A 25,380-nucleotide genomic window follows, 5' to 3' on the forward strand; every position below is an offset into this window, starting at 1 on the left:
ATGAACCTATGAACCGAAGAACCCCCGGGAGGGAGGCCGTGGTGTTCGACGAACGCAGCCCGATCTACCTGCAGATCGCCGAGCAGATCAAGAACGACATCGTCACCGGCGCCCTCGCCGAGGACGAGCAGGTGATGTCCACGAACCAGTACGCCGCCTTCTACCGGATCAACCCCGCCACCGCGGCCAAGGGGTTCGCGCAGCTGGTCGACGAGGGTGTGCTCTACAAGAAGCGCGGGATCGGGATGTTCGTCAGCCCGAACGCCCGTGACCTGTTGCGTACCGGTCGCCAGGACGGGTTCTTCGCCGACGTGGTGGATCCGATGATCCGTGAGGCCAAGGCCATCGGCGTACCGCTGCGCGACGTCATTCAGCACATCCGCAAGTACGGAGACTCGTGATGACAGAGCACGCCCTCTCGGTGCACACCGAGAATCTGTCGGTCCGGTTCGCCGGCACACCGGCGCTCGACCGGCTGGACCTGCGACTCGCGCCGGGCAAGATCCACGGACTGCTCGGCCGCAACGGCTCCGGCAAAAGCACGCTGGCCGCGGTCCTGGCCGGGTTCCGGCAACCCGATGAGGGCGAGGTCCGGATCGAAGGCGCCGGAATCGGTACGCCGCTTCCGCCGTACGAGAATGCGGTCGTCACCAGCCGGATCTGCCTGATTCGCGAATCCGGTGACGTGGCCGACAGCCTGCAGGTGCGGCACGCGCTCGCGCTGGCCGCGAGCCTGCGCCCGTACTGGAACGCGGACCTGGCTGGTGAGCTGCTGGATCGGTTCGAAGTGCCGACCAACAAGCGAATGCAGAAGCTCTCCCGCGGTAAGAAGTCCGCGCTGGGCGTCGTCCTCGGCCTGGCCAGCCGGGCCCCGCTGACGATCTTCGACGAGACCTACCTCGGTATGGACGTGCCGTCCCGCGCTGCGTTCTACGACGCACTGATCACGGACTACGCCGAAGTCCCGCGGACGATCGTGTTGTCGACACACCTGGTCAGTGAGGTGAGCACGCTGCTGGAGGATGTGGTCATCCTCGACAACGGCCGGCTCGTCACACAGTCGCCGGTGGATGCGCTCCGCGGTCGAGGCGCATCGATCGTCGGTCCGGCCAAGGTCGTCGACGACTTCACCGCGGAGTTCACCGTCCTCGCCGAGGAGAGACTCGGCGGTACCAAGTCCGCCACGGTCCTCGGCGATCTCCACCCGGCGCTGGTCGCGCAAGCCGCGTCGGCCGGTCTGGAGATCGGGCCGGTCGGCCTGCAGGACCTCTTCGTCCACCTCACCGCCCCGGCATCGAAGGGAGCCCGCTCATGAGCTCTGCCCTTGCTGACCAGACCGCGGAGCTGCCGCCCGGCGTCACCAACGGCCTCCGGCTCCGCCGGGTGCTGACCGCTATGCAGGTTGGCTCGCGCCCGATGGTGCTCGTCTACTGGGGCGTGATGCTGATCGCGTTCATGGTCGGCGGTCTGATCCTTCAGTACCTCACCGACGGCACTGGCAACAGCGTCTGGGACTACGGCACCCAGTCGCCGAAATACTTCTCGATGGCGGTCGGTATCAGCCTCGTCCCGGCGTACGTCAACGCGCTGGTCGCGCAAGGTGTCACCCGGCGGATGTTCTCGGTTGCCGCCGGCATCTTCCTGACGGTTGCAGCGCTGCTGACCGCGGTGATCTGGGTCGTCGGCTACCAGATCGAGCGCGTCGTCTACGACTGGCAGGGCTGGTCGCAAGCGATGGAGAACCGGCACCTCTTCAGCAGTACGTCGGAGGTCGGGCTGATCTTCGCCGAGTTCGCACTGCTGGTCGTCTCGCACGAGGCGACGGGGTGGTTGCTCGGGGTGACCTTCTACCGGCTCGGTTTCTGGCGCGGTCTGGCCATGATCCCGCTGTCGCTGGTCCCCGCGGCGGCGACCGAGTTCCTGCTCGTCGCCCAATGGTTGGGCGGACCTTTGTCGGCGCTCGGCTATCACCGCCCGCCACTCGCGGTCGCCGTACCGGTGGTCGCGATCGTCACCGCGCTCGGTCTGTACGCCGGTTATCGGATCCTGCAACCGATGCCACTGAAACCCGCGAAGGGCTGAGTTATGCACATGCCCTGTGCATAAGTTGGGTGCGTTCTGTGGACGGTTGCGTGCTCGCTGTGGACGACACGCGGATAGTCGCGAGATCACCGGAACTGTTGTCTGGAAAGGGTTGTGCGACCCGGGCCCGCGGCGGTAGAAATGTCGACACGCTGTCTCTCTCGAGGAGCGGCGGGTCGAACGGAAACCGAGGACCCAAGCGGTGGGGATCCCCACCGAGGTAGACCGGTGACGGGGTCTGCCGGTCCCACGGATCTGGCTCGGGAGGCTGGAGACGTCACCTTCCTTCAGCTGTTGGGCCCCTCCGACTCATACTCGGAGGGGCCCCACTTTTTTGGGGACCCCTCCGGTCTCGATAAGTCAGGCAAACGTGATCCGCACCGCCGCCGAGCTACTGGCTGTCACGTGCACCTCGGTACCGCGCGTGGTCGTGACCACCTGGTACGGCGTCGCGCGGCCGTTGAGCGTTACATTGTTGAGCTTCGCGCCGACCGGGAGTACCGCCCCGACCGTGAACTCCGCCTTGAGGTTGTGCACCGTCAGATCGGTCCGCAACTCCTTACCTGCAAGGCGTGCCGCGACATCGACCGAGCCGCGACCCAGCCGGATGTTGCTCCCGGCCACCTTCGCTTGTCCTTCCGGAAGCTGCGGTACGACGGTCACCCGCCCGTGCCCGAGGTCCGGGTCGACGCCGAGCTGCTGGTGGACGACCGGCCACAGAACGCCGTACGCGCCCCAGGCCTGCAGATTCATCGAGCGGTCGTAGAACGGGCGGCCGATGTTCGCCGCGGCGTCCGGTGAGGGAGCGATCTCCGGCATCGCGCCCGGAGTCTCCCAGACCTTCGGATCGAGCTGGATCCGGGCGTTGCCGGTGGTGTAGACCTGCTGCTGGTTCTTGCCGAGACGACCGTAGTTGCCTTCCGCAACGGCCATGATCGAGGTGTTGAGCGAGAAGATGGCGCGCTCGCTCTTCACCTTGGAGACGACCGGATCACAGGACGGCCCAGGGTTGCCGGCAGGATCGGAGGTCGGGCCGGTGCCGGTGTGGAAGAGGCCGAATTCACCTGTGTAGCAAGGCTTTTCGCGTTGCGTAAGAGCAGTTGCGGCGTGTTCAGGTGATGCGAGAGGCGAGGTCGGTTGGCCTGGACGGACCAGCTCGGCCTCCATCGGGGTGACCCCGGTCCAGTGTCGCTGGAAGATCGGGGTGTTGTCGTTGGCCGGGTCAGCGGGGTCGTCGACAGAATCGGCGTACCCGAGGGCCTGCGGCACCCACCACTGCGCCTCGAAGCGGGACTCGAGATCGGTCGCCCGGGCCGTTGCCCACTGCTGAATCTTCCGGTCGTGCCGGGACGCGGCCAGGTCGGCGAGATCGCGCAGACCGCGCGCGAGGTAGACCGTGCTGTCGAGCTTCTCCGCGCCCATGCCGGAACGTTCGACGTTCGCGAGACCTTCGGGCCAGCCGTCGCTGTCTTTGTCGAGTTCGCGGTACACGTACTGCAAGTTCCGGACGCTGAAGTCGTAGAAGTCGTCGCGGAACCGGTCGTCGCCGGTCCAGCGCCAGAGCAGCGCCACGATGCTCGGGAACTTCACCGTCTCGTCGGTATTGCCAGCGCTCTGGTTGGAGCCGAAGTAGACATCGCCGGTCGGGACGATTTCGTGCGCCACCTTGCCGCTTCGCGCGTTCAGCAGGTCGCTGATGTCCCGGAGCGCCTTGAGATGGGCCTTGACCGTGTCGAATTGGCCGGCCGCGACGGCGGCGTACGACGTGTACTCGCCGTCGGTCGCGAAGAGCCACGGATAGTCGGGGAAGCCGGCGCCGAACCAGCGTGCGGTGTCGATCGTGCCAACCGGCGCCGGGTAGTCCCTGCCCTCGTTGACGTCGCGGATCTGCAGGTTGCGAGCCTCCTGGACGGAGTCGGCCAGGTTCTGCTTGCTCCACTCGACACTCTGCTGCAGTAGCCGGTCACCAGGTAGGTCCACTGCAGTCAGCTGGTCGATCTTTTGGCGTGCGGCCGCCTTGGCCTGCAGGAGTTTGCCGGGGTTGCCGAGGGCGCGGTGGTACTCGCGCTGAGCCGCGGCCGGCCCGTCATCCGATCCCGCGACCGCGAACCAGATGGTCCGCTCGCGCCCGGGTTTCAGTGCGACGTCGTACGTGAGTCGCCCGCCGGTGCCCTTGCCCACCAACGAGTCGTCGCACCGGGCCGGCGTCGTACCGTCGGCTGGGCAGATGACGGCCGGGTCCTGTGGGCCGCGGTGGTTCGGGCCGAGTGCGTGGTTCGCCGGACGCAGGGACGATCCGACGTACGCCGCGTAGTCGCGATCACGGAACTGGAGCGAACCGTTGCCATAGGCACCGGTGTCCGGCAGGTTCGCGTCGGCCGCGCTCGGTGTCGTCCAGCCCCAGGGGTACGACGACATGAGTTCGGAGTGGGCGTCGACATCGAGGCTGACTGTTCTCGCCGTCGCCGAGGTCAACGTCAGTCCGACGAGCGTTGCGCGGAGACCGTCCGGCACGAAGTCGGTACGTCGTACCTGCACGGCACCGGAGTAGTCGATCCGGCTGTATCCGTGGCCGCTCGTGTACTTCGCGGCCGTCACGTCCTTGCCCAGCCACTTCCCGTCCAGCCCGAACCACAGACCGTCCAGGAGTTTGATCGGCTGAGTCCAGAAGCCACCCATCTCGCCGCGGATGTGCCACCCGGCGGCCGGATAAAGGCCGGACTCGTCGCCCATCGCGTAAGCCCGATCCCCAACCACCAAAGAGCGCCGATCGGCCAGCCGCGTGGTCTCAGACAGCTCGGCGGGTCGGGTGGTGGGGGAGGAAGGTGGAGTGGGGGAGGCGGGGCGCCCGGCGGTTGCTGATGCCGATCCGGCGAGGAGTGCTGCTGTGGTGAGCAGCCCGATTCCCGTCAGGCGCAGGCTGCCAGTCCGGGGACGGGCGGGTGCGGGTGGGGCGGTGCTGTGAACGAAGGGTCGGGGAGTCATGGCGGGTCCTCCTTCTCCCGGCGATCTCAAGCGCCGGGTCAGCCAGGGGCTGAGCTGCCTCTGACGATCAGTTCGGGGAGCAGCAGGCGTTCGACCGGGCCTGCCGGTGGGTCGGTGAGGACGGTGATCAGTTCGGCGGCGATGTCGTCCATCGGCTGGCGCAGGCTGGTGAGGCCGGGGGAGACGACATCGGCCAAGGGGGAGTCGTCGAAGCCGGTGACGCCGATGTCGACGCCCGGGGTGTGGCCGCGGCGGGTGAGTTCGCGGAGTGTGCCGAGCGCGAGAATGTCGCTCAGGGCAACGATTCCGTCGGGTGGTTGCGGGCTGTCGAGCAGCTGGGCGGCGGCCCGCGCCCCCGCGTCGAGGGTGTCTTCGGGACAGTGCACGGTCAGGCCGGCCGTCGGTAGGTCGAGAGCCTCGCACGCGGTCCGCCAGCCGTCCAGCCGGTCCTCGGCCAAGCCGGAGGTCTTCGGCCACCCGATGAAGGCGATCCGACGCCGCCCGGTCTCGTGCAGATGCCGCACGGCCATGGCGGAGCCGGCCGCACCGTCGACGTCGACCCACGGCCCCGGCTGCGTGGTCTCCTTCCAGACCCGCCCGAACGAGATGAACGGGATCTGCTTCTCCTTCAACCACCCGTGCCGCGGATCCCGCGTCTCGGTCTGCGACAGCACGAACCCGTCAACCAGCCGCCGGGCATGCAGGTCGTCGTACACCGGCATGCCGTCGACACCAGGCGGCGCGGTGAACAACAGGATGTGCCGCCCGGTGCTCTCGGCGGCCGCACACAGGGCGTGCAGGAACTGGTCCATCACCAGATGAGTCCGGTTCGGCCAGCTCGGAACGCAGTACCCGATCAGCTCCACCGCGCTCGTCCGCAGACTGCGGGCGTTACGATTGGGGCGGTAGTTGAGCAGCTCGATCGACCGATTGACCCGCGCAAGCGTGTCCGGCCGCAGCCGATGGGGTGCGTTCAATGCGTTCGACACGGTCTGCACCGAGACCTCCGCGTGCGCAGCAACCTGCTTCAGCGTGGCCACAGCACCCTCCCGCGGGCGTTTGAACGTTAAAACCACCCGCAGTCTCTCTCTAACTGCAGGTGGTGTCAACGCCTTGGCCCGAAAGGTTGCGTCAGGCCGTGTGACCGCCGTCGATGGTGAGTTCGGTGCCGGTGATGTAGGCGCCGTGCGGGCCGGCCAGGTAGGTGATGGCGGCGGCGACCTCGGCGGGAGAGCCGAAGCGGTCGAGAGCCAGGTGGGCGATCTGCGGGTCGGCGTACGGGCCGTCGGCCGGGTTCATGTCGGTGTCGATCGGTCCGGGCTGGACGACGTTCGACGTGATGTTCCGGACGCCGAACTCGCGGGCCAGCGCCTTGCTCAACCCGACCAGCGCGGCCTTGGTCATCGCGTAGAGCGTCATGCCCGGTCCGGTGACCCGGGCGGCCGCGCAGCTGCCGAGGTGGATCAGCCGCCCACCGTCAGCCAGCAACGGCGCTGCCGCCTGGCACGCGGCGTACACCGCACGGACGTTGACGGCCAAGGCGCGATCGATCTCGGCAGCCGAGAACCCCTCGATCGGGCCGATCGCGCCAATCCCGGCGTTGTTGACCAGGATGTCCAGACCGCCGAGCGACCCATGGGCCTCGCGAACGGCGTTGGCGACCACCGTGGCGTCGGTCGCATCGGCCTCGATCGCGAAACCCCGGCGGCCGAGTCGCTCGATCTCCTTCACGATCGTCGCTGCTGCGTCCGCGGAGCTGTGGTAGGTGAAGGCGACGTCGGCGCCGGCCTCGGCGAGGGCGAGTACGGTGGCGGCACCGATACCGCGGCTGCCGCCGGTGACGAGTGCGTTCTTGTTGCTCAGTGCGTTCATGTCTCCAGTTCACGTGATCGGGAGACGGCGTTCTCGCGGGAATACGACACCAGGAACCGACGTCGCATTCTCGCTACACCTCGATGTCGCAAAACCGCTAGCTACTGTCGGCCGGGGCAGGGATGCTGGGTCTTGTGTATGAGTGCAGAGAGCGATGCGTCCGGGCGGTGCAGTCGAAGGATGCACGGTTCGACGGGTGGTTCTTCACCGCGGTGCTGACGACCCGGATCTACTGCCGGCCGAGTTGCCCGGTGGTGCCGCCGAAGGTCAAGAACATGGAGTTCTACCCGAGCGCTGCCGCCGCGCAGCAGGCCGGGTTCCGCGCCTGCAAGCGGTGCCGCCCGGATGCGAGTCCAGGTTCCCCGGAGTGGAACGACCGGGCCGACCTGGTCGCCCGCGCGATGCGGTTGATCGCGGACGGCGTTGTCGACCGCGACGGCGTACCGGGGTTGGCGACGCAGCTCGGCTACAGCGTGCGGCAGGTGCAGCGACAGTTGCTGGCCGAGCTCGGCGCCGGGCCACTCGCGTTGGCTCGTGCCCAACGAGCACAGACTGCACGACTGCTGATCGAGACCAGCGATCTGCAGATGGCCGACGTCGCTTTCGCTGCGGGCTTCTCGAGTGTGCGGACCTTCAACGAGACCGTGCAAGAGGTCTTCGCGCTGTCTCCGACCGAGCTCCGAGGACGACGCGGTACGACGGCGGTCGCGCCCGGCACGATCTCGCTGCGACTCCCGTTCCGCGCACCGCTGACTCCGGACAACCTCTTCGGCCATCTGATCGCAACCGGCGTACCGGGCGTGGAGGAGTGGCGCGACGGTCACTACCGCCGCACGCTGCGACTCCCGCACGGTCACGGTGTCGTCGCGCTCAAGCCGATGCCCGACCACATCGCCTGCCAGCTGTCGCTCACCGATCAGCGTGATCTCTCGATCGCGATCAGCCGGTGCCGCCGGATGCTCGACCTCGATGCGGATCCGATTGCTGTCGACGAGTTGCTCGCCACGGATCCCGTGCTGGCGCCGCTGATCGCGAAGGCGCCCGGCCGACGGGTTCCGCATACGGTCGATGGCGAGGAGTTCGCCGTACGGGCTGTGCTTGGGCAGCAGGTGTCGACGGCGGCTGCGCGGACGCATGCGCATCGGTTGGTTCTGCAGCACGGCGAATCGATCGACGACGCAGCGGGTGGGCTGACGCATCTCTTCCCGACCATGCAGGCGTTGGCTGGGCTGGATCCGGAGACTCTGGCCTTCCCGAAGTCGCGGCGTACGACGCTCACCACGCTGATCGCGACCCTCGCGGCCGGTGAGATCGACCTCGGCGCCGGCGCCGACTGGGACCGGTCTCGTGAGCAGCTCGCCGCGCTGCCGGGGATCGGGCCGTGGACGGTCGAGTCGATCGCGATGCGGGCGCTGGGTGATCCGGATGCGTTCGTGGCCAGCGATCTCGGCATCCGGTACGCCGCGCGCGACCTAGGGTTGCCCGAGGCCCCTAAACCGTTGACCGCGCATGCCCGTGCGTGGCGGCCGTGGCGTGCGTACGCCGTTCAGTACCTGTGGGCGACCGGCGACCACGCCATCAACAAGATCCCGGAATGACTGGAGTGAGCATGCCCGACCTGACCACCGACCGGCTCCTGCTGCGACAGTGGCGCGATGCCGATCGTGAGCCGTTCGCTGCGCTGAACGCGGACCCGGTGGTGATGGAGCACTTCCCTCGACCGGTGACGCGCGAGGAGAGCGATGCCCTGATCGACCGGGCGTCGGCGTCGATCTCCGGCCAGGGCTGGGGGCTGTGGGCGGTGGAGGTGCGGGAGACCGGTGAGTTCATCGGGTTCACCGGCCTGGCGGTGCCGCGTTTCGAGGCCGCGTTCCTGCCCGGTGTGGAAATCGGCTGGCGACTGGCGAAAGGTGCCTGGGGCAACGGCTATGCCACGGAGGCGGCCCTGGCAGCCCTCGACTTCGGCTTCGGTCCGGTCGGCCTGAGTGAGATCCTCTCGTTCACCGCGACCACCAATGTCCCGTCCCAGCGCGTGATGCAGAAAATCGGCATGATCCACGACGAAGCCGGCGACTTCGACCACCCCAACATCCCGGCCGGCCACCGCCTGCAACGCCACGTCCTCTACCGGATCAGCCGATGACGTACGCCGTGATGGACAGCCCGGTCGGCCCCCTCACCATGGTCGCGACCGACACCGGTGAGCTGGCCGGCCTCTACATGGAGCAGCACCGCCATCAACCCCCGATCGAAACCTTCGGCTCCCGCGACGACTCCGTGCTGCCGGCAGTGGCCGAGCAACTCACCGAGTACTTCGACCACGGCCGCACGACCTTCGACGTACCGCTGCGTCTGGCCGGAACGCCTTTCCAGCAACGGGTCTGGACCGCGCTCCAGCACATCCCGTACGGCGAGATCACCACGTACGGCGACCTCGCCCGCGAACTCGGCCTGGTCCCGGGTGCCTCCCGCGCCGTAGGCCTGGCGAACGGCAAGAACCCCGTCAGCATCATCGTCCCCTGCCACCGAGTAGTAGGCGCCACCGGCAAGCTCACCGGCTATGGCGGCGGCCTCCACCGCAAACAAGCCCTCCTCGACCACGAACGAGCCGACGCCCTCTTCTAACGTCCGAACGACCGGAGAGCCCGTCTCCGCTTCTTCGGACGTTACGCCTACCTCCCCGCTAACGTCCGAACGATCGGAGAGCCCGTCTCCGCTTCTTCGGACGTTAGCTTCGCTGGCGACGGGTGGGTTAGCTGGTGCTGTTGGCGGGGTTGTCCAGGCGTTCCAGGGCGGGGGGACCGACCGTTGGGGGATTGCGTTTGATGAAGCGGCGGGCGATCGGCTCGGTGTAGCGGGCGGCCAGAGGGCCGAGGATGACCAGGATCAGCACGTACGCCGTGGCCAGCGGGCCGAGCCGTGGTTCGACGCCGACCGCGAGTCCGGCGATGACGATCGAGAACTCGCCGCGGGCGACGAGCGTTCCACCGGCTCGCCAGCGGCCTGCGGTTCCGACGCCGGCGCGGCGGGCGGCGTACCAGCCCGTCGCGATCTTGGTGAGTGCGGTCAGTACTGCGAGTCCGAGGGCGATGGCGAAGACCGGTGGGATGTCGGCCGGGTCGGTGCTCAGGCCGAAGAAGACGAAGAAGACTGCGGCGAAGAGGTCCCGCAGTGGGCTCAGCAGATTCCGTGCACCGTGCGCGACCTCACCCGACAGTGCGATGCCGACCAGGAACGCGCCGACGGCCGCCGACACCTGCAACTGCTGCGCGATACCCGCGACCAGCAGAGTCAGGCCTAGTACGACGAGCAGCAGCATCTCGGGGTTGTCGGATGAGACTGCCCGGCTGATCACGCGCCCGTAGCGCAGTGCGAGGAACAGAACGATGCTGACCGTGCCGAGCGAGATCAGCAGCGTGATGCTGCCACCGGCCAGGCCGACTCCGGCCAGGAGTGCCGTCAGGATCGGCAGGTAGACGGCCATCGACAGGTCCTCGAGGACCAGAATCCCCAGCACCACAGGCGTTTCGCGGTTACCCAGCCGGCCGAGATCGCCGACCACCTTTGCGATCACGCCGGAGGACGAGATCCAGGTGACACCGCCCAGTGCGACCGCGGCGACCGGACCCCAGCCCAGGAGCAGCGCGACGGCAGCGCCGGGCAAGGCGTTCAGCACGAAGTCGACGATGCCCGACAGATACTGCGTCTTGAGCGTGCTGACCAGATCCGACGCGGTGTACTCGAGACCGAGCAGCAGCAGAAGCAGGATGACGCCGATCTCGGCGCCGGTGGCAACGAACTCCTCACTGGCTGCCAACGGCAACAATCCACCGTGCCCGAAGGCCAGTCCCGCCAGCAGATAAAGGGGAATCGGTGAGAACCCGAACCGGCTCGCGATCCGCCCAAGGATGCCCAGGGCAAGGATGACTGCACCGAGCTCGATCAGCAGCATGGTGATGTCTTCGTGCATCTGGTTCACCCTCCCGCAATCAGATCGGCCACCGCGTCCACACCTTCACGGGTCCCGACGACGACCAGGGTGTCGCCGGTCGCGAACCGGAAGTCCGGCGCCGGCGACGGGGTCGCGCCGGTACGACGCAGCACCGCGACGATCGACGCCCCGGTCCGGCTGCGGGCCTGGGTGTCGCCGAGCGTGCGGCCGCCGTACGGCGACTTGGCGGTGATCGGGATGTGTTCGGTGACGAGGTCGATCTCGATCTCGTTCCGGACCGGGTCGAGCTGTTCGGGAATCAGCAGGTTCGCCAGGGCGGCCGCTTCGCCGGGATCGAGCGGGACCGTGTTCGTGCAGGCGTCGTCGTCCTCGGGATCGTGGAAGCCCAGGTAGCGCCGGCCGTCGTTGCGGACCACCACGGAGACGTGTTTGCCACCGAGGGTGATCAGGTCGTACCGGGTGCCGATCCCGGGCAACGTCGTCTTGGTCGGGTGGGCCTGCTGGTCCATGGTCTTCCCTCTCCTCGGCGCGCAGCGAGATTTAGCTGGCGTCTGCAACCATTGTCTCAAGTCCTGACCAACTTGTCCGCGCTCCGGCTGTGACATGCGCTGCAACCAGGTGCACTGCACCTCGTTGCATAGGTACGCTCACCGCATGGCACTGGAACACGCGATCCTCGTGTCGCTCACCGAGCGGACCGGCTCCGGGTACGAGTTGGCCCGGCGGTTCGACCGGTCGATCGGCTATTTCTGGCCGGCCACCCACCAGCAGATCTACCGGGTGCTGCGCCGGATGGACGAGGCCGGCTGGGTCACCCACACCGAGGTCGCCCAGGAGGGCCGCCCGGACAAGAAGGTCTACCGGATCTCCGACGGCGGCCGGGCCGAGCTCGCCCGCTGGATCGCCGAGCCGGGAGAGGTCGCGATCCTCCGGGACGCCCTCGGGGTGAAGCTCCGGGCAGCCTCGATCGGCGGGGTCGACGCCGTACTGCGTGAGGTCGCTCGGCACCGGGCCGAGCATGCGACCCGGCTCGAGGTGTACCGCGGGATCCAGGCCAAGGACTTCCCCAAGCCGGCCATGCTCAACGGCCGCGAACTGCACCAGTACCTCGTACTACGCGGTGGTATCCGGGCCGAAGAGTCGTTCGTGGCCTGGTGTGACGAAGTGACCGAAGCCCTTCAGGAGGAATCATGACCGCATATCCGCACCTGCTGGAGCCGCTCGACCTCGGTCATGTGGTGCTGCCGAACCGCGTCATCATGGGCTCGATGCACACCGGTCTCGAGGATCGGCTGAGCGATCTGCCCAAGCTTGCGGCGTACTTCGCCGAGCGGGCGCGCGGTGGTGTCGGCCTGATGGTGACCGGCGGCTACGCGCCGAATCGCACCGGCTGGCTGACGCCGTTCGGATCCACGCTCAGTACGCGCCGGCAGGCGCGCAAGCACCGGGTCCTGACTGACGCCGTACACGATGCCGGCGGCAAGATCGCGCTGCAGATCCTGCATGCCGGGCGGTATTCGTACCACCCGTTCAGCGTCTCCGCGTCTGCCCTGAAGGCGCCGATCAACCCGTTCAAACCGCGCGCGTTGTCCGACCGTGGCGTGCGCAAGCAGATCACGGCGTACGTCGACTGTGCCGGGCTGGCGCAGGAGGCCGGGTACGACGGGGTCGAGATCATGGGGTCGGAGGGGTACTTCATCAACCAGTTCCTCGCCGAGCGCACGAACAAGCGCACCGACCGGTGGGGAGGCAGTGCGGAGAACCGCCGCCGGCTCGCGGTCGAGATCGTCCGCCGGGCCCGCGAACGGGTCGGACCGAACTTCCTGATCATCTACCGGCTCTCGATGGCCGACCTGGTCGAGGGCGGGCAGACCTGGGACGAGGTCATTGCCTTGGGCAAGGAGATCGAGGCGGCCGGGGCGTCGATCATCAACACTGGGATCGGCTGGCACGAGGCTCGGGTGCCAACCATCGTCACCTCCGTACCGCGGGCCGCATTCACCAGCGTCACTGCCGCCTTCAAGCCGCATGTGAGCATCCCAGTCGTCACCTCGAACCGGATCAACCTGCCGCAGGTCGCCGAGGAGGTGCTGGCCCGCGGCGACGCCGACCTGATCAGCATGGCCCGCCCGTTCCTGGCCGACCCGGATTGGGTGCGCAAGGCAACGACCGACCGGGCCGACGAGATCAACGTCTGCATCGCCTGTAACCAGGCCTGTCTGGATCACGTGTTCGCCAAGAAGAAGGCGAGCTGCATGGTCAACCCCCGCGCGGCCCGCGAGACCGAGCTCCAGCTGCTGCCGACCCGCAAGGTCAAGCACATCGCGGTCGTCGGCGCCGGACCGGCCGGGCTGGCCGCGGCAGTCACCGCGGCCGAGCGCGGTCATGACGTCGAGCTGTTCGAGGCCGATCAGGAGATCGGTGGCCAGTTCGGGATCGCGCGCCGGATCCCCGGCAAGGAGGAGTTCGCCGAGACGATCCGGTACTACCGGCGCCGCCTCGAGCTCACCGGCGTCAAGGTCCATCTGGGTCACCGGGCGAGCGCCGCGGACCTGGCCGGATTCGACGAGATCGTGCTCGCGACGGGCGTCGTACCGCGGGTGCCTTCGATCCCCGGGATCGACCACCCCAAGGTGCTCTCGTACGTCGAGGTCGTCCGCGAAGGGAAGCCGGTCGGTGACTCGGTCGCGGTGATCGGGGCCGGCGGGATCGGCGTGGATGTCAGCGAGTTCCTGACCACCGTCGACTCACCCACTCTGGATCTCGATGCGTGGAAGGCCGAGTGGGGAGTCGCCGATCCCACGGTCACTCGCGGAGCGCTCGGCGTACCGCATCCGGAAGCGTCACCGCGGCAGGTCTACCTCCTGCAGCGCAAACCCGGCCGCATCGGCGCCGGCCTCGGCAAAACCACCGGCTGGGTGCACCGCGCCGCCCTCAAGAACAAGCAGGTCGAGCAACTCCGCGGCGTCAACTACGAACGCATCGACGACGAAGGCCTGCACCTGACCTTCGGCCCCCAGCGCGAGAAGCCCCGCGTCCTCGCCGTGGACACCATTGTCGTCTGCGCCGGCCAGGAATCCGTCCGCGACCTCGCAGACACCCTCACCGCCTCCGGCCGCCCCGTCCACATCATCGGCGGCGCCGACCTGGCCGCCGAACTGGACGCCAAACGAGCCATCGACCAGGCCACCCGCCTCGCCCTGACCCTGTGATCCACCGCACGAACGACAGCACGTATACGACTACGTAGACCCCGGCGCACGCCTGACGCCCCCGCCGTCGGCGGCGTTTCGGGGGACACCTCCTGTCGTTCGAGCGATCGCCTCGGCCCGCTAGTGCACCTAGTGCGGCACCACCGGGGTGCTCTAGTGCGCGGTGGTCGCTCGGCAGGTGGCTAGTGCAGTGTGTACGGCGTACGCGCACTGGCTGACGAGGGGTGGTTGTGATGACGAAGAGTGTGTTGATCAGTGGTGGTGGGATCGCGGGACCGGCGCTGGCGTTCTGGTTGCGGCGGGCGGGGTTTGTGCCGACGGTCGTGGAGGTTGCCGGCGGTCCGCGGCCGGGTGGGCAGACGGTGGACCTGCGGGGGATCTCCCGCACAGTGGTTGAGCGGATGGGGCTGATGCCCGCGGTTCAGCAGCGGCAGTTGCACGAGCGGGGGTTCGAGTACGTCCGGGCCGATGGGCGGCGGAGCGCGGCGATGCCGGCCGAGCTGTTCGACGGGGCCGGGCCGGTCGCGGAGATCGAGATCCTCCGCGGTGACCTCGCGGAGGTGCTGGCCGAGGCAACGCAAGACGTCGAGTACCTGTATGGCGACTCGGTCGCCCAGCTCGACCAGGATGCGAGCGGGGTCGACGTGACGTTCACCAGCGGAACGCGGCGACGGTTCGACCTGGTCATCGGGGCGGACGGGGTGCACTCGCGGGTTCGTCGGCTCGCCTTCGGGCCGCATGAGCGGTTCGTGCAGCACCTCGGCGGCTACTCGTCGTACTTCACGGTCGAAGCCCCGGAAGACCTCAACCACTGGATGAAGGTCTACACCGCACCCCGTGGGCTCTGGGTCGGCCTGCGGCCCGATCACGATCCGCGGTTCGCCAAGGCCCTGCTGAGCTTCCGATCGCCGGTCATCGACTACGACTACCGCGATATCGCCGCGCAGAAGGAGCTACTCAACCAGCGTTTCAAGGGGCTCGGCTGGCACACGGAACACCTGCTGGCGCAGCTGCCCACCGCGGAGGACTTCTATTTCGACAGCACTAGCCGTGTCGTCGTACCGGAGTGGTCGCAAGGCCGCGTGGCGCTGGTCGGCGACGCCGGCTACTGCGGCTCACCGCTCGCAGGACACGGTACGGCGCTCGCCCTGGTCGGCGCCTACGTCCTCGCCGGTGAACTGGCGACGAACGGTCATCACGAGCACGCGTTCCCGGCGTACCAGCGCAGGATGCAGGCGTACGTCGATCAGCGGATGGAACTGCCACCCGGCGGAATCAAGATGGCGATGCCGATGACCGCGTTCGGCATCCGCTACCGCGACACGATGATCCGGCTGATGACGTCGAGCCCGCTCGCCAGAACCATCGGGAAGGGGAAGCCGGATGCGATCGACCTGCCGGCCTACTCAGATGGCCCACTCCGGATTGCGGCCGAGCAGACCGAGTAGCTGGTCGAACGTGGACGCCGTACCGGAGACCTTGACGCTCCGCTCGAAGGCGGCGCCGGGGCCGCGGGCCGAGTCGGTGTCGGGGATCCGGCGGGCCAGGTCGAGCGCGGCCTCGACCAGGTCGCGCGGCGGGTCGTACGGGAGGCCGATAGCGCGGGCGAGGTCCCACGCGTGCACCACGCAGTCGAGGTGGTGGAAGGTCAGCGCGATCCGGCGCGGGAACGAGCCGTACTCGCGGACCTCCATCAGCCGGTCCAGCGCCCCGCCGTCGGCGAACGCGTCGGCCACGGCGACGTTGGAACGCCGGTACGCACCGGCCGGGTTGTCGCCGAGGCGGCCGCCGGTCCACGTCTGCACGGGCGCGGAGCCGTTGATGGCCGCGGCCGCGAAGCCCTCGTTCTCGCTGACGATGTGCCGGAGCAGTCCGCGCACGGTCCAGTCGGGGCAGGGCGTCGGCAGGCTGAGGTGCTCAGGCCGCACCTGCATGACAACTTCCCCCAGTACTGCGCCGGCGCGCCGATCCAGATCCCGGACGTCCATCCGCGTTCCTCCCATATCCCCTCAGCGAGCATAGGCCGCAGTACCGGTTTTGGCAGGTAATTGAGCAGACCACAAGGGACAACCCGCACCCTCAGGCACACTGGTGATCCGACCGAACCTTTGGAGGCCCCGATGAGCGAGTCGCCCGACGAGCGGTTCCGCACGTTGCCCGCGTCCGTCAAGCTCGAGGACACGATCGCTTCGCACCCCGCGGGCGCGCCGGCAGACCCGGACGAAGGTCGCAATCTCGATCAGGAGCTGGTCATACGCGCCGGCGGCTGAGCCGGGTCAGGCAGGGGCACGGTTGATGGACGAGCCGCCGTACCTGGTGATCGCGGCCGAGCTTCGGCGGCGGATCGAGGCCGGGGAACTGCGCGCGGGGGAGCGGGTGCCGTCGACCCGGAGCCTCGTGCGTGACTTCGGCGTCGCGATGGCCACCGCAACCAAGGCGCTCCGCGCGCTGCAGGACGAGCGCCTCGTGCACGCCAGCCCCGGCATCGGAACCATCGTCGGCCCACCGCCACGCCAACCCCGGACCCGCCCATCACCCGCCCCACGCAACGAGCGCGAGGCCAACCCTGGCGCCCCCTCCAGTCTTGGCGCTGGGGCTGGGCTCGTTCTGGAGCGTGGGCGGGTGGTGCGGATGGGGATCGAGATCGCGGATGCGGAGGGATTGGCTGCGGTGTCGATGCGGCGGATCGCGGCCGAGCTCGGTGTGTCCACGATGGCGCTCTATCGGCATGTCGGCGGCAAGGAGACGCTCGTCCTGCAGATGATCGATACGGCCTTCGGAGAGTTCCCGCTACCTGACCTGTACGGCGATTGGCGCGCCCGGGTGACCGTGGTCGCGCAGACGCAGTGGGCGGCGTACCGGGCGCACCTGTGGCTGGCCGGTGCGGTCAGTGTCGGCCGACCGCAGATCCTTCCGAACGTGCTGCCGCACACCGACGCGCTGCTGGCCGCGTTCAAGTCGTTGGACAAGACGACTGCCATGTACGCCGTCATCAGCGTGTTCGGGTATGTCCGCGGCCTGGCGCAGGCGATGGAGACGGAAGCGCAGGCCGAGCAGGACACCGGGCTCACCGGCGACGACTGGGCCGAGCGGCAGTCCGAGCAGATGGCAGCCGTCATCGCGGCCGGGAATCTGACCGCGTTCCGCGACCTGTTGTCGGACGACTGGGATTTCGACTACGACCTGGACCAGTTGTTCGCGTTCGGCCTCGAACTCATGCTGGACGGACTGGCCGTCAGGCTGTAGCAGCCTTGGCTGCCGCCTTCGCTTCCTTCTTGAAGGCCCGGACCTCGCCGAGTGACTTGGCGTCGACCACATCGGCGATCGAACGGCGTGATCCGCGGTCGCCGTACGAGCCGGCCGCCTCCCGCCAGCCCTTCGGCTCGACGCCGCGCTGCTTGCCCAGCATCGCGAGGAAGATCTTCGCCTTCTGCTCACCGAAACCGGGCAACGCCTTCAGCCGCTTCAGCACCTCGGCGCCGTCCGGCTTCGGACGGCCGGAGGTCCACAGGTTTGCGGTGTCGCCGTCGTAGTTCTCGATGATGTGCTGTGCCAGCGCATGCACGCGGCGGCCCATCGAACCGCCGTACCGGTGGATGGCCGGCGGGGTCACGCACAGCTCCACGAACTCCTCGATGTCGGAGGCGGCGATCTTGTGCAGATCGAACCCGTCCATCCGGTCCGCGATCTTCCGCGGGCCGGCGAACGCGTGCTCCATCGGGTACTGCTGGTCCAGCAGCATCCCGACCAGCAGGGCGAACGGGTCGTCGTTGAGCAGCTTGTCCGCGGCCGGATCCCCGGTCAGGTGCAGTTCGCGCAGCATGGAGTCATCCTGACACGGACTTGAACTTGGCGGCATAGACGCCCGCCTGCTTCGGGGTCAGCTCCCCGGTGACCCGGAGCAGAGTGCTGCCGACAACCGTGTGGTACTCGGTGCCGAGCACCCCGCCGCCCTCGAGGATGCCTTGGATGTACGCCGATCGCTTCTTCGCCACCGCCGGAGTCTCGAACACCTCGACCCGGGCGCCGCAGGCCGTATCCGGCCGCGCGGGATCGGAGCACGCGACGCGCTTGTCGATGACGGTCGCGGCCGAGGTGTAGCTGCCCGGCCGCCCGAGCAGCTTGTTCGGGTCGGTTTCCGCGGTCCACACATGGACCTTCCCCAGGTCCAGCGCTTTCGCGATGGTCGCCGCGTCCTTCGGCGTCGCTTCCGGCGTACTGGGCGGGGCCGACGGCGTTGGTGCAGTGGTCGGCACCGTCGCGGTGGAGCCCGTCGTCGGCGCACTCGACGGCGTACCGCTCGGAGTGCCTGACTCGCCACCGCATGCGGTGAGGGCGACCCCGGCCAGCACGATCACTGCCCACGTACGCGACATCTGTTCCCCCTGACGGTTTGAAGCACCGTACCGCGATAGGGGTCTAGTCCGGAGCTATCGGGCGACGGGGATTCGGGTACGCCACAAGAGATAGACGAAGTATGGCGCCCCGATGAGGGCGGTGAGCAGCCCGGCCGGGATCTGGGCCGGAGCGAGGAGCGTGCGGCCGAGGCTGTCGGAGACGCTCACCAAGACAGCGCCGAGCAGGGCGGAGACCGGGAGGATCCGGCTGTGGTTGCCGCCGACCAGCGCGCGTGCCGCGTGCGGGGCGACCAGTCCGACGAAGCCGACGACGCCGATCGCCGAGACCGCGGCGGCGGTCATCAGGGCCGCACACAACAGCATCAGCAGCCGGGTCCGCTCCAGCCGGACACCGAGGATGCGAGGTACGTCGTCGTTCAGCGCGAGGAGGTCGAGTTCGCGGCGGTGGTGCGCGATCAGCGGGGTGAGCACGAGCAGCCCGATCGCGACCGGGATCACCTGCGGCAGTGTCCGGCCGTAGGTGCTGCCGGAGAGCCAGGTCATCGCGAGGCTGATGTTCCACGGGTCGGTGGCGACGATCATCAGCGTGATGACCGCGGTTGCGGCCGACGAGACGCCGACGCCGATCAGCACCAGCCGGTCGGAGCTCAGCCCGCCACGCCACGAGACCAGATAGACCAGCGCGAACGTCGCCAGTGCGGCGATCGACGCGACACCGGAGAGCAGCCAGATGCTTGCCGACGGCAAGATGATCAAGGTGGCCACGGCGCCGACCCCGGCACCACCCGTGATGCCGAGAATGCCCGGCTCAGCGAGTGGGTTGCGGCAGACAGCCTGTACGGCGGTGCCTGCAATCGCGAGCGCGGCACCGGAGAGCAGCGCGGCGAGCACGCGCGGGAAACGCTGATCGAGGACGTAGGTGATCGCTCGGCCGGACCGGCCGTTGACCCAGTTGGCGATGTCCCCGGTCCGCAGGAACGCATCCCCGGCGAGCATCGCGAAGACTGCGGCGGCCACGACCAGCACGAGCAGCGCAACGGTCACCAGCAGGAAGCGCCGCCGGGTGCGAACGCCCGAGCTGGCGCCGCCGGGTGTCCGGCTTGCGCCGGAGTCGCGGTACCGGCGCGCGAGCCAGACCAGCACGATCGCGCCGACCATCATCGTCATGATGCCGGTCGGGATCTCGACCCCGGCCTGCCCGCCGAACGCAGCCCGCAGGCTGACATCCGACAACAGCACAACCAGTACGCCGGCCAGTCCGGACAGCGGAAGGAGGACGCGGTGCCGGAGCAGACCGGGGACGGCCGGTGCGATCAGTCGCACGAGGACCGGTGCGACCAGTCCGACGAAACCGACCGGTCCGGTCACTGTCACGGCAGCCGCGGACAGCAGCACGGTAATCAAGGTGGTGAGGATGCGGACCCGCCGTACATGCACTCCCAGTACGGCGGCGGTGTCGTCACCGAGCGCAAGGATGTCCAGCTTGGTGGCCAGCAGCAACGAACCGATGATGCCGACAGCAACAATCGGGGCCATCTGGTTGAAGGCGTGCAGGTCGGTCTGGACCAGCGTGCCCGCGCTCCAGGTGAAGATCCCGACGGTCTCCTCGCGGTAGAGCAGCATCAGCAACGTGGTGATGCCGCCCAGTGCCATCGCGACCGCGGACCCGGCCAGGATGAGGCGGGTCGGCCCGGAGGCCCCGCCCGCGGACAACGCCAGGACGAGAACGGCAGCCGCCAGCCCGCCGGCGAACGCGACACCACCGGCCGGAAGAACCGGCAGGTTGATACCGAGTGCCGCCACCACTACAACCGTCAGATACGCCCCTGCATTGACCCCCAACGTGTCGGGCGAGGCGAGTGGGTTGCGGGCCAGCGACTGCAGACCGGCGCCGGCGACCCCGAGGGCGACACCCACCAGGACGCCGGCGAGCAGCCGGGGCAGCCGGGACGCGACGAGAACGTTCGCCGCGTTGTCGGTGCCCTGGCCGAACACCAGTTTGATCAGGTCCCCGGCGCCCACTGCCGAGGTGCCCTGGGTGAGGTGGATCCCGGCCAGGACCACGATCGCGGCCAGCGCGATCAGGAACACCCCGGCGACGCGAATTCGCCGTACCGGCTGCTTCAGCGCCGCCGCGGCCTCGGTCGCCGGGGCGGTGGAGACCTGGGTCAAGACGTGACAGCCTTGACCGCTGCGTCGATGAACTGCTCGGTCGACTTCGGGCCGCCGAACATCCAGATGCCGTCCGGCAGCCGGTGCAGGTTGTTGCTCTTCACGAACGGCAGGTTCTTCCAGATCGCGTTCCCGGCCAGGTCCTTGCCGAACACGTCACCGCCGTCGGCGTCGTTGGCGATGTAGAGGAACTCGCCGTCCTTCAGCTTGGTCAGGCCCTCGAGGTCGGTCGAGGCCAGGCCGTAGTCCTTGTCGCCGCCCTCGGTCCAGGCGTTCTTCAGGCCGAGCTCGTTGCCGACGGCACCGAGCAGCGAACCCGGGGTGTACATCCGGATCGAGATCGTGCTGCCCTGCTTGTACCCGTCGGCCATCGTGAACGGCGTACCGGCCTTGCCCGCGTCGGTGATCTTCTGCTTGCCGTCGGCAAGGGCTTTGTCGAAGTCGGCGTTGATCTGCTTGGCCTGCTCGGTCTTGCCGACGGCACTCGCGGTCAGTTCCAGGTTGGTCTTCATCTGCGGGATCACGTTCTTCGCGTCGGCCGCGTCGACGACCAGGACCGGAACGGCCTTCTCCATCCCGGCGATCGCGCTCGCGGACTCGTCGCTGGTGGTGATCACCAGATCCGGGTTCAGGGCAACGATCGCATCCACGCTGGACTCGCCGCGGGTCCCGACGTCCTTCACCGACGAGTCGAGCTTGGCGGCGGTGACCCAGGCGTTGTAGCCCTTCACGTCGGCGACGCCGACCGGCATCACGCCGACGGAGATCAGGTTCTCGACGACGCCCCACTCGAGGCCGACCACCTTGGTGGCGGGTGCCTTCAGATCGATCTTCTTACCGCGCGAGTCGGTGATCGAGACCGGGCCGGCCGCGGACGTGGTCGGGTCGTCACCGGTGGAGGCGGCGGGCTCGCTGGTCCCGCACGCGGTCAGGGCGAGCAGCGCCGCGGCGACGAAGAGGGTGGTTCGCTTCATGAATGAGTACTTTCAGTTGGTCGGGATGCGGCTGAGGTGCTTGCCGATCGGGCGGGTGCTGACCAGGCCGGTGGCCGGGTCGGTCCCCACCTCGATCGCGATGCCGTAGGTCTCGGACAGCGCGCCGGCGTCCAGTACCTCGGCCGGGGTTCCGGTCGCACGTACTCGCCCCTGATCGAGCAGTGCGATCCGGTCCGCGACCGCTGCGGCCTGGTTGAGGTCGTGCAGGACGACGCCCACCGCGACCCCGTGGTCGTCGGCCAGGTCACGCATCAGGTCGAGGATCTCGATCTGGTAGCGCAGATCGAGAAAAGTGGTCGGCTCGTCGAGCAGCAGGACACCGGTGTCCTGGGCCAGACAGGTCGCGAGCCACACACGTTGCAGTTCGCCGCCGGAGAGTTCGTCGACCGCGCGATCGGCCATCCGGGTGACCCCGGTGACCTCCATCGCGTGCTCGATCGCCCGGTGCCCGTCCGGATCGTCACCGCGCCAGCGGCCTCGGTGCGGGTGGCGCCCGTACCCGACGACGTCGCGGACGCTGACCCCGTTCGGGGTCGGCCGCGACTGCGAGAGCAACGTCACCTTGCGAGCGAACTCCTTGGCCGACAAGGCGAGCGCGTTCCCGCCGTCGGGGAACGTGATGCTGCCGGACTCCGGCTGGTGCAGCCGGGCCAGCGCCCGGAGCAGGGTCGACTTGCCGCTGCCGTTGGGTCCGACCAGCGCGGTCACACTGGCCGCCTCGATCCGCAGCGACGCACCGTCGACCACGCGAACGCCGTGATACCCCAGGCGCAGGTCATCGCCTGCGAGCCCTCTGACGTCCTCACCGGCTTCGCGCATGGCCGAAGCATAGCCTTACCTAACCTGGCAGCAATATCGCTTGTTCGGTGCCTCACAGGCGATGCCGGGCCCGCTACGCTGAGTGCTGACGAGCTCTAGTGGAGGTGGCGATGGAGCCGGTGTTCGCACCTGGTGTGCCGGAAGCGGTACGGCGGTTGTACGGGCATCGGCCGGAGTTGTTCGTGGCTGCGGACGCGCCGCGGCCGAAGCGGCAGACGTGGTGGTCGGTGGCGCCGGCGAACACGGCGGGGCAACTGCTGGTGTGGGTCGCGGTCTGGGTGGGCGGGTGGCTGCTGGCCGTGATCATCATGGCGGGCACGTTGCCGGCCCAGGTCGCGGTGTGGATCTCCGTCGCGCTGGCGGCGATCGCCGTACTCGCGACCGGCGGGGTGCTGGTCAAGTCGATGATCGAGGACCGGGGACACAAGGCGGTCCGGGTGCAGCACGGGTCCTACCTGCTGCCGGAGGACTTCGACGACGCGGCGGCGCGGATGCTGGGCCGGGCGCAGCGCGCGGTGAGAACGGTGCTTGAGGCAACGGTTACCCGCCGCGGCCTACTCGACGACATGCAGAACGAACTGGTCCTGCCCGAGCAACTGTGGGACATCGCGCAGGTGCTTCGCGAGCACACGGTCCTCCGCGCGCGGCAGCGCGATGTCGCCCGCGGGATGGCGACCGCCGAGCTCGACACCGTCCTCGGTCCACAGCGCCGCGCACTCGCCCTGTCGGTCGCAGCCATCGAACGCAAGGTCGACCTGATCGAGCAGTACGCCCACCGCGTTCGCACCGCCGACGCCGCCCTGCGCGCCGAGGCTGCCCTCGGCGACGGCGACCGCTACATCGAGCTCCTCGCCCGCACCGAACCGGTCGGCGACACCACCCTCGTCCAAGGCTTCGCCGACGAGGCCAGCGCTCTCCAGGACACCTTCACCCGTTCCATCAACGCAGCCCGCGACGCCGGCCGCACCCTCGCCCTCCCCGAGAGCTGAGCTGTCGCCAAGGACACGTACTAGTCGGCGCTCGCCACTTCGCCACGCCTGGATCCGCGCCGGCCAGCTCCGATTGGCGGACTACTACGTGTCGTTACCGACGCTGCAGGAGCTCGGCCTCAGCTTCGGCCGACAGGCCGATGTCCAGGGCGGGCTCACCGCGGTCGCGGTCCCAGGCGAGGAGGTCGGTGAGGGTCTGCTTCAGCGGGGTGACCGGCATGCCGGCCGCGCGGGCCTTCGACGGGTCACGGCGGCGGGCGGGCCATACCTCCTCAGGCTCGAGCAGCGGGAAACGGTCCGGTACGGCGGCTCTCGGGATCTGCACGAGTTCGACCGAGCTACCGGCGATCTCGGCCGCCGTGGTGATCAGTTCACCGAGAGTGCTCTCCGGGCCGATCGCGTTGAACGCACCTGGCCGGTCGTCGGTGATCAGCTGCACCACGAGTCGCCCGAGGTCCCGGCTGTCGATGAACTGCAGTGGCTGCTCAGGTGAGGTCGGCACGGCAACCCGCCCGCCCCGCGCACCCCGCCGTACCCAGTAGACAGCCGTGTCACTCGAGTCGCCCGGGCCGGTCACGCGCCCCGGACGCACGAGGGTCGCGCGGTCGCCGTACCGCTCCAGGACGTCGTCCTCGCAGGCGACCTTGCACCGCCCGTACGTCTCATTCGTGAGCACGTCGGCAGCGCGTAGGGGAGCTTGCCGGGGCGCGTCCTCGGTCGCACCGGCCGGCAGATTCCGCACATAGACCGCGTGACTCGACACGAACACGTACCGCCCGACGCGATCACCGAGCACATCCATCGCCTCGTCGACCTGCTTGCTCTGGTACCCGCTGAGATCGACGACGGCGTCCCACTCACCGGACCGCAGGGCCGCGTAGTCGCCGGTCTCTCGATCACCGACCAGCTGCACCACCTCACCCGGCAGCGCCGTCCCACTCAACCCCCGGCTGAACGACGTCACCTCCGCCCCGTGCGCCAGCGCATCCTCCACAACCGCGCGCCCGACAAACCCGTTCCCGCCCAACGTCAGAATCCGCATCCGGTGACGTTAGTCCGCCGCCACGGCTCCTGCGACCGAATTGTCCCCGTAAGGACAGGACGTATACCCGCGGCAGGCCCCGCCGCCGCGCTCAAGCAGGTCGCTGGAGCGGTCCAGAGGGCGTATACGTCCTGTCGTTCGGGTGGTGGTGCCCCCTAGGCTCGACCCCATGATGGAGCGGACTGTGGTTGTTGCCGGGGGCACCGGTGGGTTGGGGCGCGCGGTCGTGGCGGGCTTTCTCGCGAGTGGGTGGCGGGTGGTGGTGCCGGGGCGGTCGGAGGAGTCGCTGGAGCGGCTCGGGGCGGATCCGGCGCTGACGCCGATCGTGGCTGATCCGTTCGATCCGGCCGGGGTGGCCGATGTGGTTGCGCTGGCCACTTCGGAGCTCGGGGCGCCGGTGCGGGCGCTGGTGAACCTGGTGGGTGGGTTCGCGTCGGGAGCGCGGGTGCACGAGACGCCGATCGAGCAGTTCGAGGACCAGTTCCGGCTCAACCTGCGACCGACGTACCTGATCACCCAGGCGGTCCTCCCGCACCTGATCGCGGGCGGTGGTGGAGCAATCGTTTGTACGTCGAGCCGGGCGGCGCAGCGGCCGTTCTCCGGGGCGGCGGGGTACATCTCGGCCAAGGCCGCAATCCTCGCCTTCGCCGACGCGCTGCACGTGGAGTACGCCAAGGACGGCATCCGGGTGAACACGGTCGTGCCCGGAACCATCGACACCGCGGCCAACCGCAGCGCCATGCCGAACGCCGACACCAGCGGCTGGACGGCCCCCGAGAAGATCGCCGGTGTCATCCGGGCGCTGGTCGAAACCGAGGGATTTGCCGGCGGTCATCACCCCGTATGACAACCGAATCACCCTGTAACACGTCTGGAGATGTAGAGGTGTGGTCCAACGATGC

25 protein-coding genes are annotated in these 25,380 nt (G+C 68.5%); 13 read left to right on the plus strand and 12 right to left on the minus strand.

Annotated elements, in window-relative coordinates; translation table 11 throughout:
• Window positions 1-41: 41 nt before the first annotated feature.
• The 3 genes from ACFCV3_RS18315 to ACFCV3_RS18325 are packed head-to-tail and all read left to right on the plus strand — an operon-like array spanning window position 42 to window position 2,082.
• Entirely contained in the window at window positions 42-401 is a 360-nt protein-coding gene (locus ACFCV3_RS18315) for a GntR family transcriptional regulator (RefSeq protein WP_132415351.1), read from the plus strand.
• On the plus strand, window positions 401-1,315 hold the full coding sequence (locus ACFCV3_RS18320) for an ATP-binding cassette domain-containing protein (RefSeq protein WP_376031172.1): 915 nt from the start codon (window positions 401-403) through the stop codon (window positions 1,313-1,315). The genes ACFCV3_RS18315 and ACFCV3_RS18320 overlap by 1 nt, the downstream gene beginning before the upstream one ends.
• Window positions 1,312-2,082: a hypothetical protein gene (locus ACFCV3_RS18325; RefSeq protein ID WP_376031173.1), complete on the plus strand. Its 771-nt coding sequence runs from the start codon at window positions 1,312-1,314 to the stop codon at window positions 2,080-2,082. Before ACFCV3_RS18320 ends, ACFCV3_RS18325 begins: the two co-directional genes overlap by 4 nt.
• A gap of 360 nt (window positions 2,083-2,442) precedes the next feature.
• Here the strand turns inward: ACFCV3_RS18325 and ACFCV3_RS18330 are convergent, their stop codons facing one another.
• The 3 genes from ACFCV3_RS18330 to ACFCV3_RS18340 form a co-directional block, all read right to left on the minus strand.
• Window positions 2,443-5,067 (minus strand): glycogen debranching protein, encoded by a 2,625-nt coding sequence (locus ACFCV3_RS18330; RefSeq protein WP_376031174.1) that lies wholly within the window; start codon window positions 5,065-5,067, stop codon window positions 2,443-2,445.
• Window positions 5,068-5,105: 38 nt separating this feature from the next.
• Window positions 5,106-6,107 carry a LacI family DNA-binding transcriptional regulator gene (locus tag ACFCV3_RS18335; protein ID WP_376031175.1) on the minus strand — a complete coding sequence of 334 codons (1,002 nt, stop codon included), beginning with the start codon at window positions 6,105-6,107 and terminating at the stop codon, window positions 5,106-5,108.
• 91 nt (window positions 6,108-6,198) lie between these two features.
• On the minus strand, window positions 6,199-6,939 hold the full coding sequence (locus ACFCV3_RS18340) for an SDR family NAD(P)-dependent oxidoreductase (protein ID WP_376031176.1): 741 nt from the start codon (window positions 6,937-6,939) through the stop codon (window positions 6,199-6,201).
• Between the two features lie 167 nt (window positions 6,940-7,106).
• Between ACFCV3_RS18340 and ACFCV3_RS18345 the strand changes: the two genes are divergently transcribed.
• Genes ACFCV3_RS18345 through ACFCV3_RS18355 form a run of 3 tightly spaced genes read left to right on the plus strand, consistent with a single transcriptional unit; the run spans window position 7,107 to window position 9,564 of the window.
• Window positions 7,107-8,537 carry an AlkA N-terminal domain-containing protein gene (locus ACFCV3_RS18345; protein WP_376031177.1) on the plus strand — a complete coding sequence of 477 codons (1,431 nt, stop codon included), beginning with the start codon at window positions 7,107-7,109 and terminating at the stop codon, window positions 8,535-8,537.
• On the plus strand, window positions 8,534-9,082 hold the full coding sequence (locus ACFCV3_RS18350) for a GNAT family N-acetyltransferase (RefSeq protein WP_376031179.1): 549 nt from the start codon (window positions 8,534-8,536) through the stop codon (window positions 9,080-9,082). The genes ACFCV3_RS18345 and ACFCV3_RS18350 overlap by 4 nt, the downstream gene beginning before the upstream one ends.
• Window positions 9,079-9,564: a methylated-DNA--[protein]-cysteine S-methyltransferase gene (locus tag ACFCV3_RS18355; RefSeq protein ID WP_376031180.1), complete on the plus strand. Its 486-nt coding sequence runs from the start codon at window positions 9,079-9,081 to the stop codon at window positions 9,562-9,564. The genes ACFCV3_RS18350 and ACFCV3_RS18355 overlap by 4 nt, the downstream gene beginning before the upstream one ends.
• Before the next feature lie 127 nt (window positions 9,565-9,691).
• On the opposite strand, the gene ACFCV3_RS18360 is transcribed toward ACFCV3_RS18355, so the two are convergent.
• Window positions 9,692-10,909, minus strand: a complete 1,218-nt coding sequence (locus ACFCV3_RS18360; protein WP_376031182.1) for a cation:proton antiporter — start codon at window positions 10,907-10,909, stop codon at window positions 9,692-9,694.
• 5 nt (window positions 10,910-10,914) lie between these two features.
• Window positions 10,915-11,400 (minus strand): cation:proton antiporter regulatory subunit, encoded by a 486-nt coding sequence (locus ACFCV3_RS18365; protein ID WP_376031184.1) that lies wholly within the window; start codon window positions 11,398-11,400, stop codon window positions 10,915-10,917.
• Window positions 11,401-11,545: 145 nt separating this feature from the next.
• On the opposite strand from ACFCV3_RS18365, the gene ACFCV3_RS18370 reads away from it, so the two are divergent.
• The 3 genes from ACFCV3_RS18370 (at window position 11,546) to ACFCV3_RS18380 (ending at window position 15,551) form a co-directional block, all read left to right on the plus strand.
• The gene (locus ACFCV3_RS18370; RefSeq protein WP_376031186.1) at window positions 11,546-12,085 is read left to right on the plus strand and encodes a PadR family transcriptional regulator; all 540 of its coding nucleotides are present in this window, start codon (window positions 11,546-11,548) and stop codon (window positions 12,083-12,085) included.
• Window positions 12,082-14,103: an FAD-dependent oxidoreductase gene (locus tag ACFCV3_RS18375; RefSeq protein ID WP_376031188.1), complete on the plus strand. Its 2,022-nt coding sequence runs from the start codon at window positions 12,082-12,084 to the stop codon at window positions 14,101-14,103. Before ACFCV3_RS18370 ends, ACFCV3_RS18375 begins: the two co-directional genes overlap by 4 nt.
• Before the next feature lie 233 nt (window positions 14,104-14,336).
• Window positions 14,337-15,551 carry an FAD-dependent monooxygenase gene (locus tag ACFCV3_RS18380; RefSeq protein ID WP_376031190.1) on the plus strand — a complete coding sequence of 405 codons (1,215 nt, stop codon included), beginning with the start codon at window positions 14,337-14,339 and terminating at the stop codon, window positions 15,549-15,551.
• On the opposite strand, the gene ACFCV3_RS18385 is transcribed toward ACFCV3_RS18380, so the two are convergent.
• Entirely contained in the window at window positions 15,510-16,091 is a 582-nt protein-coding gene (locus ACFCV3_RS18385; RefSeq protein WP_376031192.1) for a TIGR03086 family metal-binding protein, read from the minus strand. The genes ACFCV3_RS18380 and ACFCV3_RS18385 overlap by 42 nt on opposite strands.
• Before the next feature lie 132 nt (window positions 16,092-16,223).
• On the opposite strand from ACFCV3_RS18385, the gene ACFCV3_RS18390 reads away from it, so the two are divergent.
• Together ACFCV3_RS18390 and ACFCV3_RS18395 are read left to right on the plus strand one after the other, a co-directional pair.
• Window positions 16,224-16,373, plus strand: coding sequence for a hypothetical protein (locus tag ACFCV3_RS18390; RefSeq protein WP_376031194.1), 150 nt, complete (start codon window positions 16,224-16,226; stop codon window positions 16,371-16,373).
• 25 nt (window positions 16,374-16,398) lie between these two features.
• Entirely contained in the window at window positions 16,399-17,349 is a 951-nt protein-coding gene (locus ACFCV3_RS18395) for a GntR family transcriptional regulator (protein ID WP_376031196.1), read from the plus strand.
• On the opposite strand, the gene ACFCV3_RS18400 is transcribed toward ACFCV3_RS18395, so the two are convergent.
• Genes ACFCV3_RS18400 through ACFCV3_RS18420 form a run of 5 tightly spaced genes read right to left on the minus strand, consistent with a single transcriptional unit; the run spans window position 17,339 to window position 22,447 of the window.
• Window positions 17,339-17,926, minus strand: a complete 588-nt coding sequence (locus tag ACFCV3_RS18400) for an HhH-GPD-type base excision DNA repair protein (protein ID WP_376031197.1) — start codon at window positions 17,924-17,926, stop codon at window positions 17,339-17,341. The genes ACFCV3_RS18395 and ACFCV3_RS18400 overlap by 11 nt on opposite strands.
• Before the next feature lie 4 nt (window positions 17,927-17,930).
• Window positions 17,931-18,479 (minus strand): hypothetical protein, encoded by a 549-nt coding sequence (locus tag ACFCV3_RS18405; protein WP_376031199.1) that lies wholly within the window; start codon window positions 18,477-18,479, stop codon window positions 17,931-17,933.
• A gap of 54 nt (window positions 18,480-18,533) precedes the next feature.
• On the minus strand, window positions 18,534-20,633 hold the full coding sequence (locus tag ACFCV3_RS18410) for an iron ABC transporter permease (protein WP_376031201.1): 2,100 nt from the start codon (window positions 20,631-20,633) through the stop codon (window positions 18,534-18,536).
• Window positions 20,630-21,607: an ABC transporter substrate-binding protein gene (locus ACFCV3_RS18415; protein ID WP_376031202.1), complete on the minus strand. Its 978-nt coding sequence runs from the start codon at window positions 21,605-21,607 to the stop codon at window positions 20,630-20,632. The genes ACFCV3_RS18410 and ACFCV3_RS18415 overlap by 4 nt, the downstream gene beginning before the upstream one ends.
• A 12-nt stretch (window positions 21,608-21,619) precedes the next feature.
• Complete coding sequence (locus tag ACFCV3_RS18420) at window positions 21,620-22,447, minus strand: ABC transporter ATP-binding protein (protein ID WP_376031204.1); 828 nt, start codon at window positions 22,445-22,447, stop codon at window positions 21,620-21,622.
• A gap of 110 nt (window positions 22,448-22,557) precedes the next feature.
• Here ACFCV3_RS18420 and ACFCV3_RS18425 point away from each other — a divergent pair, with 110 nt between their 5' ends.
• Window positions 22,558-23,436, plus strand: a complete 879-nt coding sequence (locus tag ACFCV3_RS18425; RefSeq protein WP_376031206.1) for a hypothetical protein — start codon at window positions 22,558-22,560, stop codon at window positions 23,434-23,436.
• Window positions 23,437-23,530: 94 nt separating this feature from the next.
• On the opposite strand, the gene ACFCV3_RS18430 is transcribed toward ACFCV3_RS18425, so the two are convergent.
• Window positions 23,531-24,478 (minus strand): NAD-dependent epimerase/dehydratase family protein, encoded by a 948-nt coding sequence (locus tag ACFCV3_RS18430; protein ID WP_376031208.1) that lies wholly within the window; start codon window positions 24,476-24,478, stop codon window positions 23,531-23,533.
• Between the two features lie 169 nt (window positions 24,479-24,647).
• On the opposite strand from ACFCV3_RS18430, the gene ACFCV3_RS18435 reads away from it, so the two are divergent.
• Window positions 24,648-25,325, plus strand: coding sequence for an SDR family NAD(P)-dependent oxidoreductase (locus ACFCV3_RS18435; protein ID WP_376031210.1), 678 nt, complete (start codon window positions 24,648-24,650; stop codon window positions 25,323-25,325).
• The last annotated feature ends 55 nt before the right edge of the window (window positions 25,326-25,380 follow it).

Origin of the sequence: Kribbella sp. NPDC056345, from assembly GCF_042262745.1 — a bacterium.
GTDB lineage: Bacteria > Actinomycetota > Actinomycetes > Propionibacteriales > Kribbellaceae > Kribbella.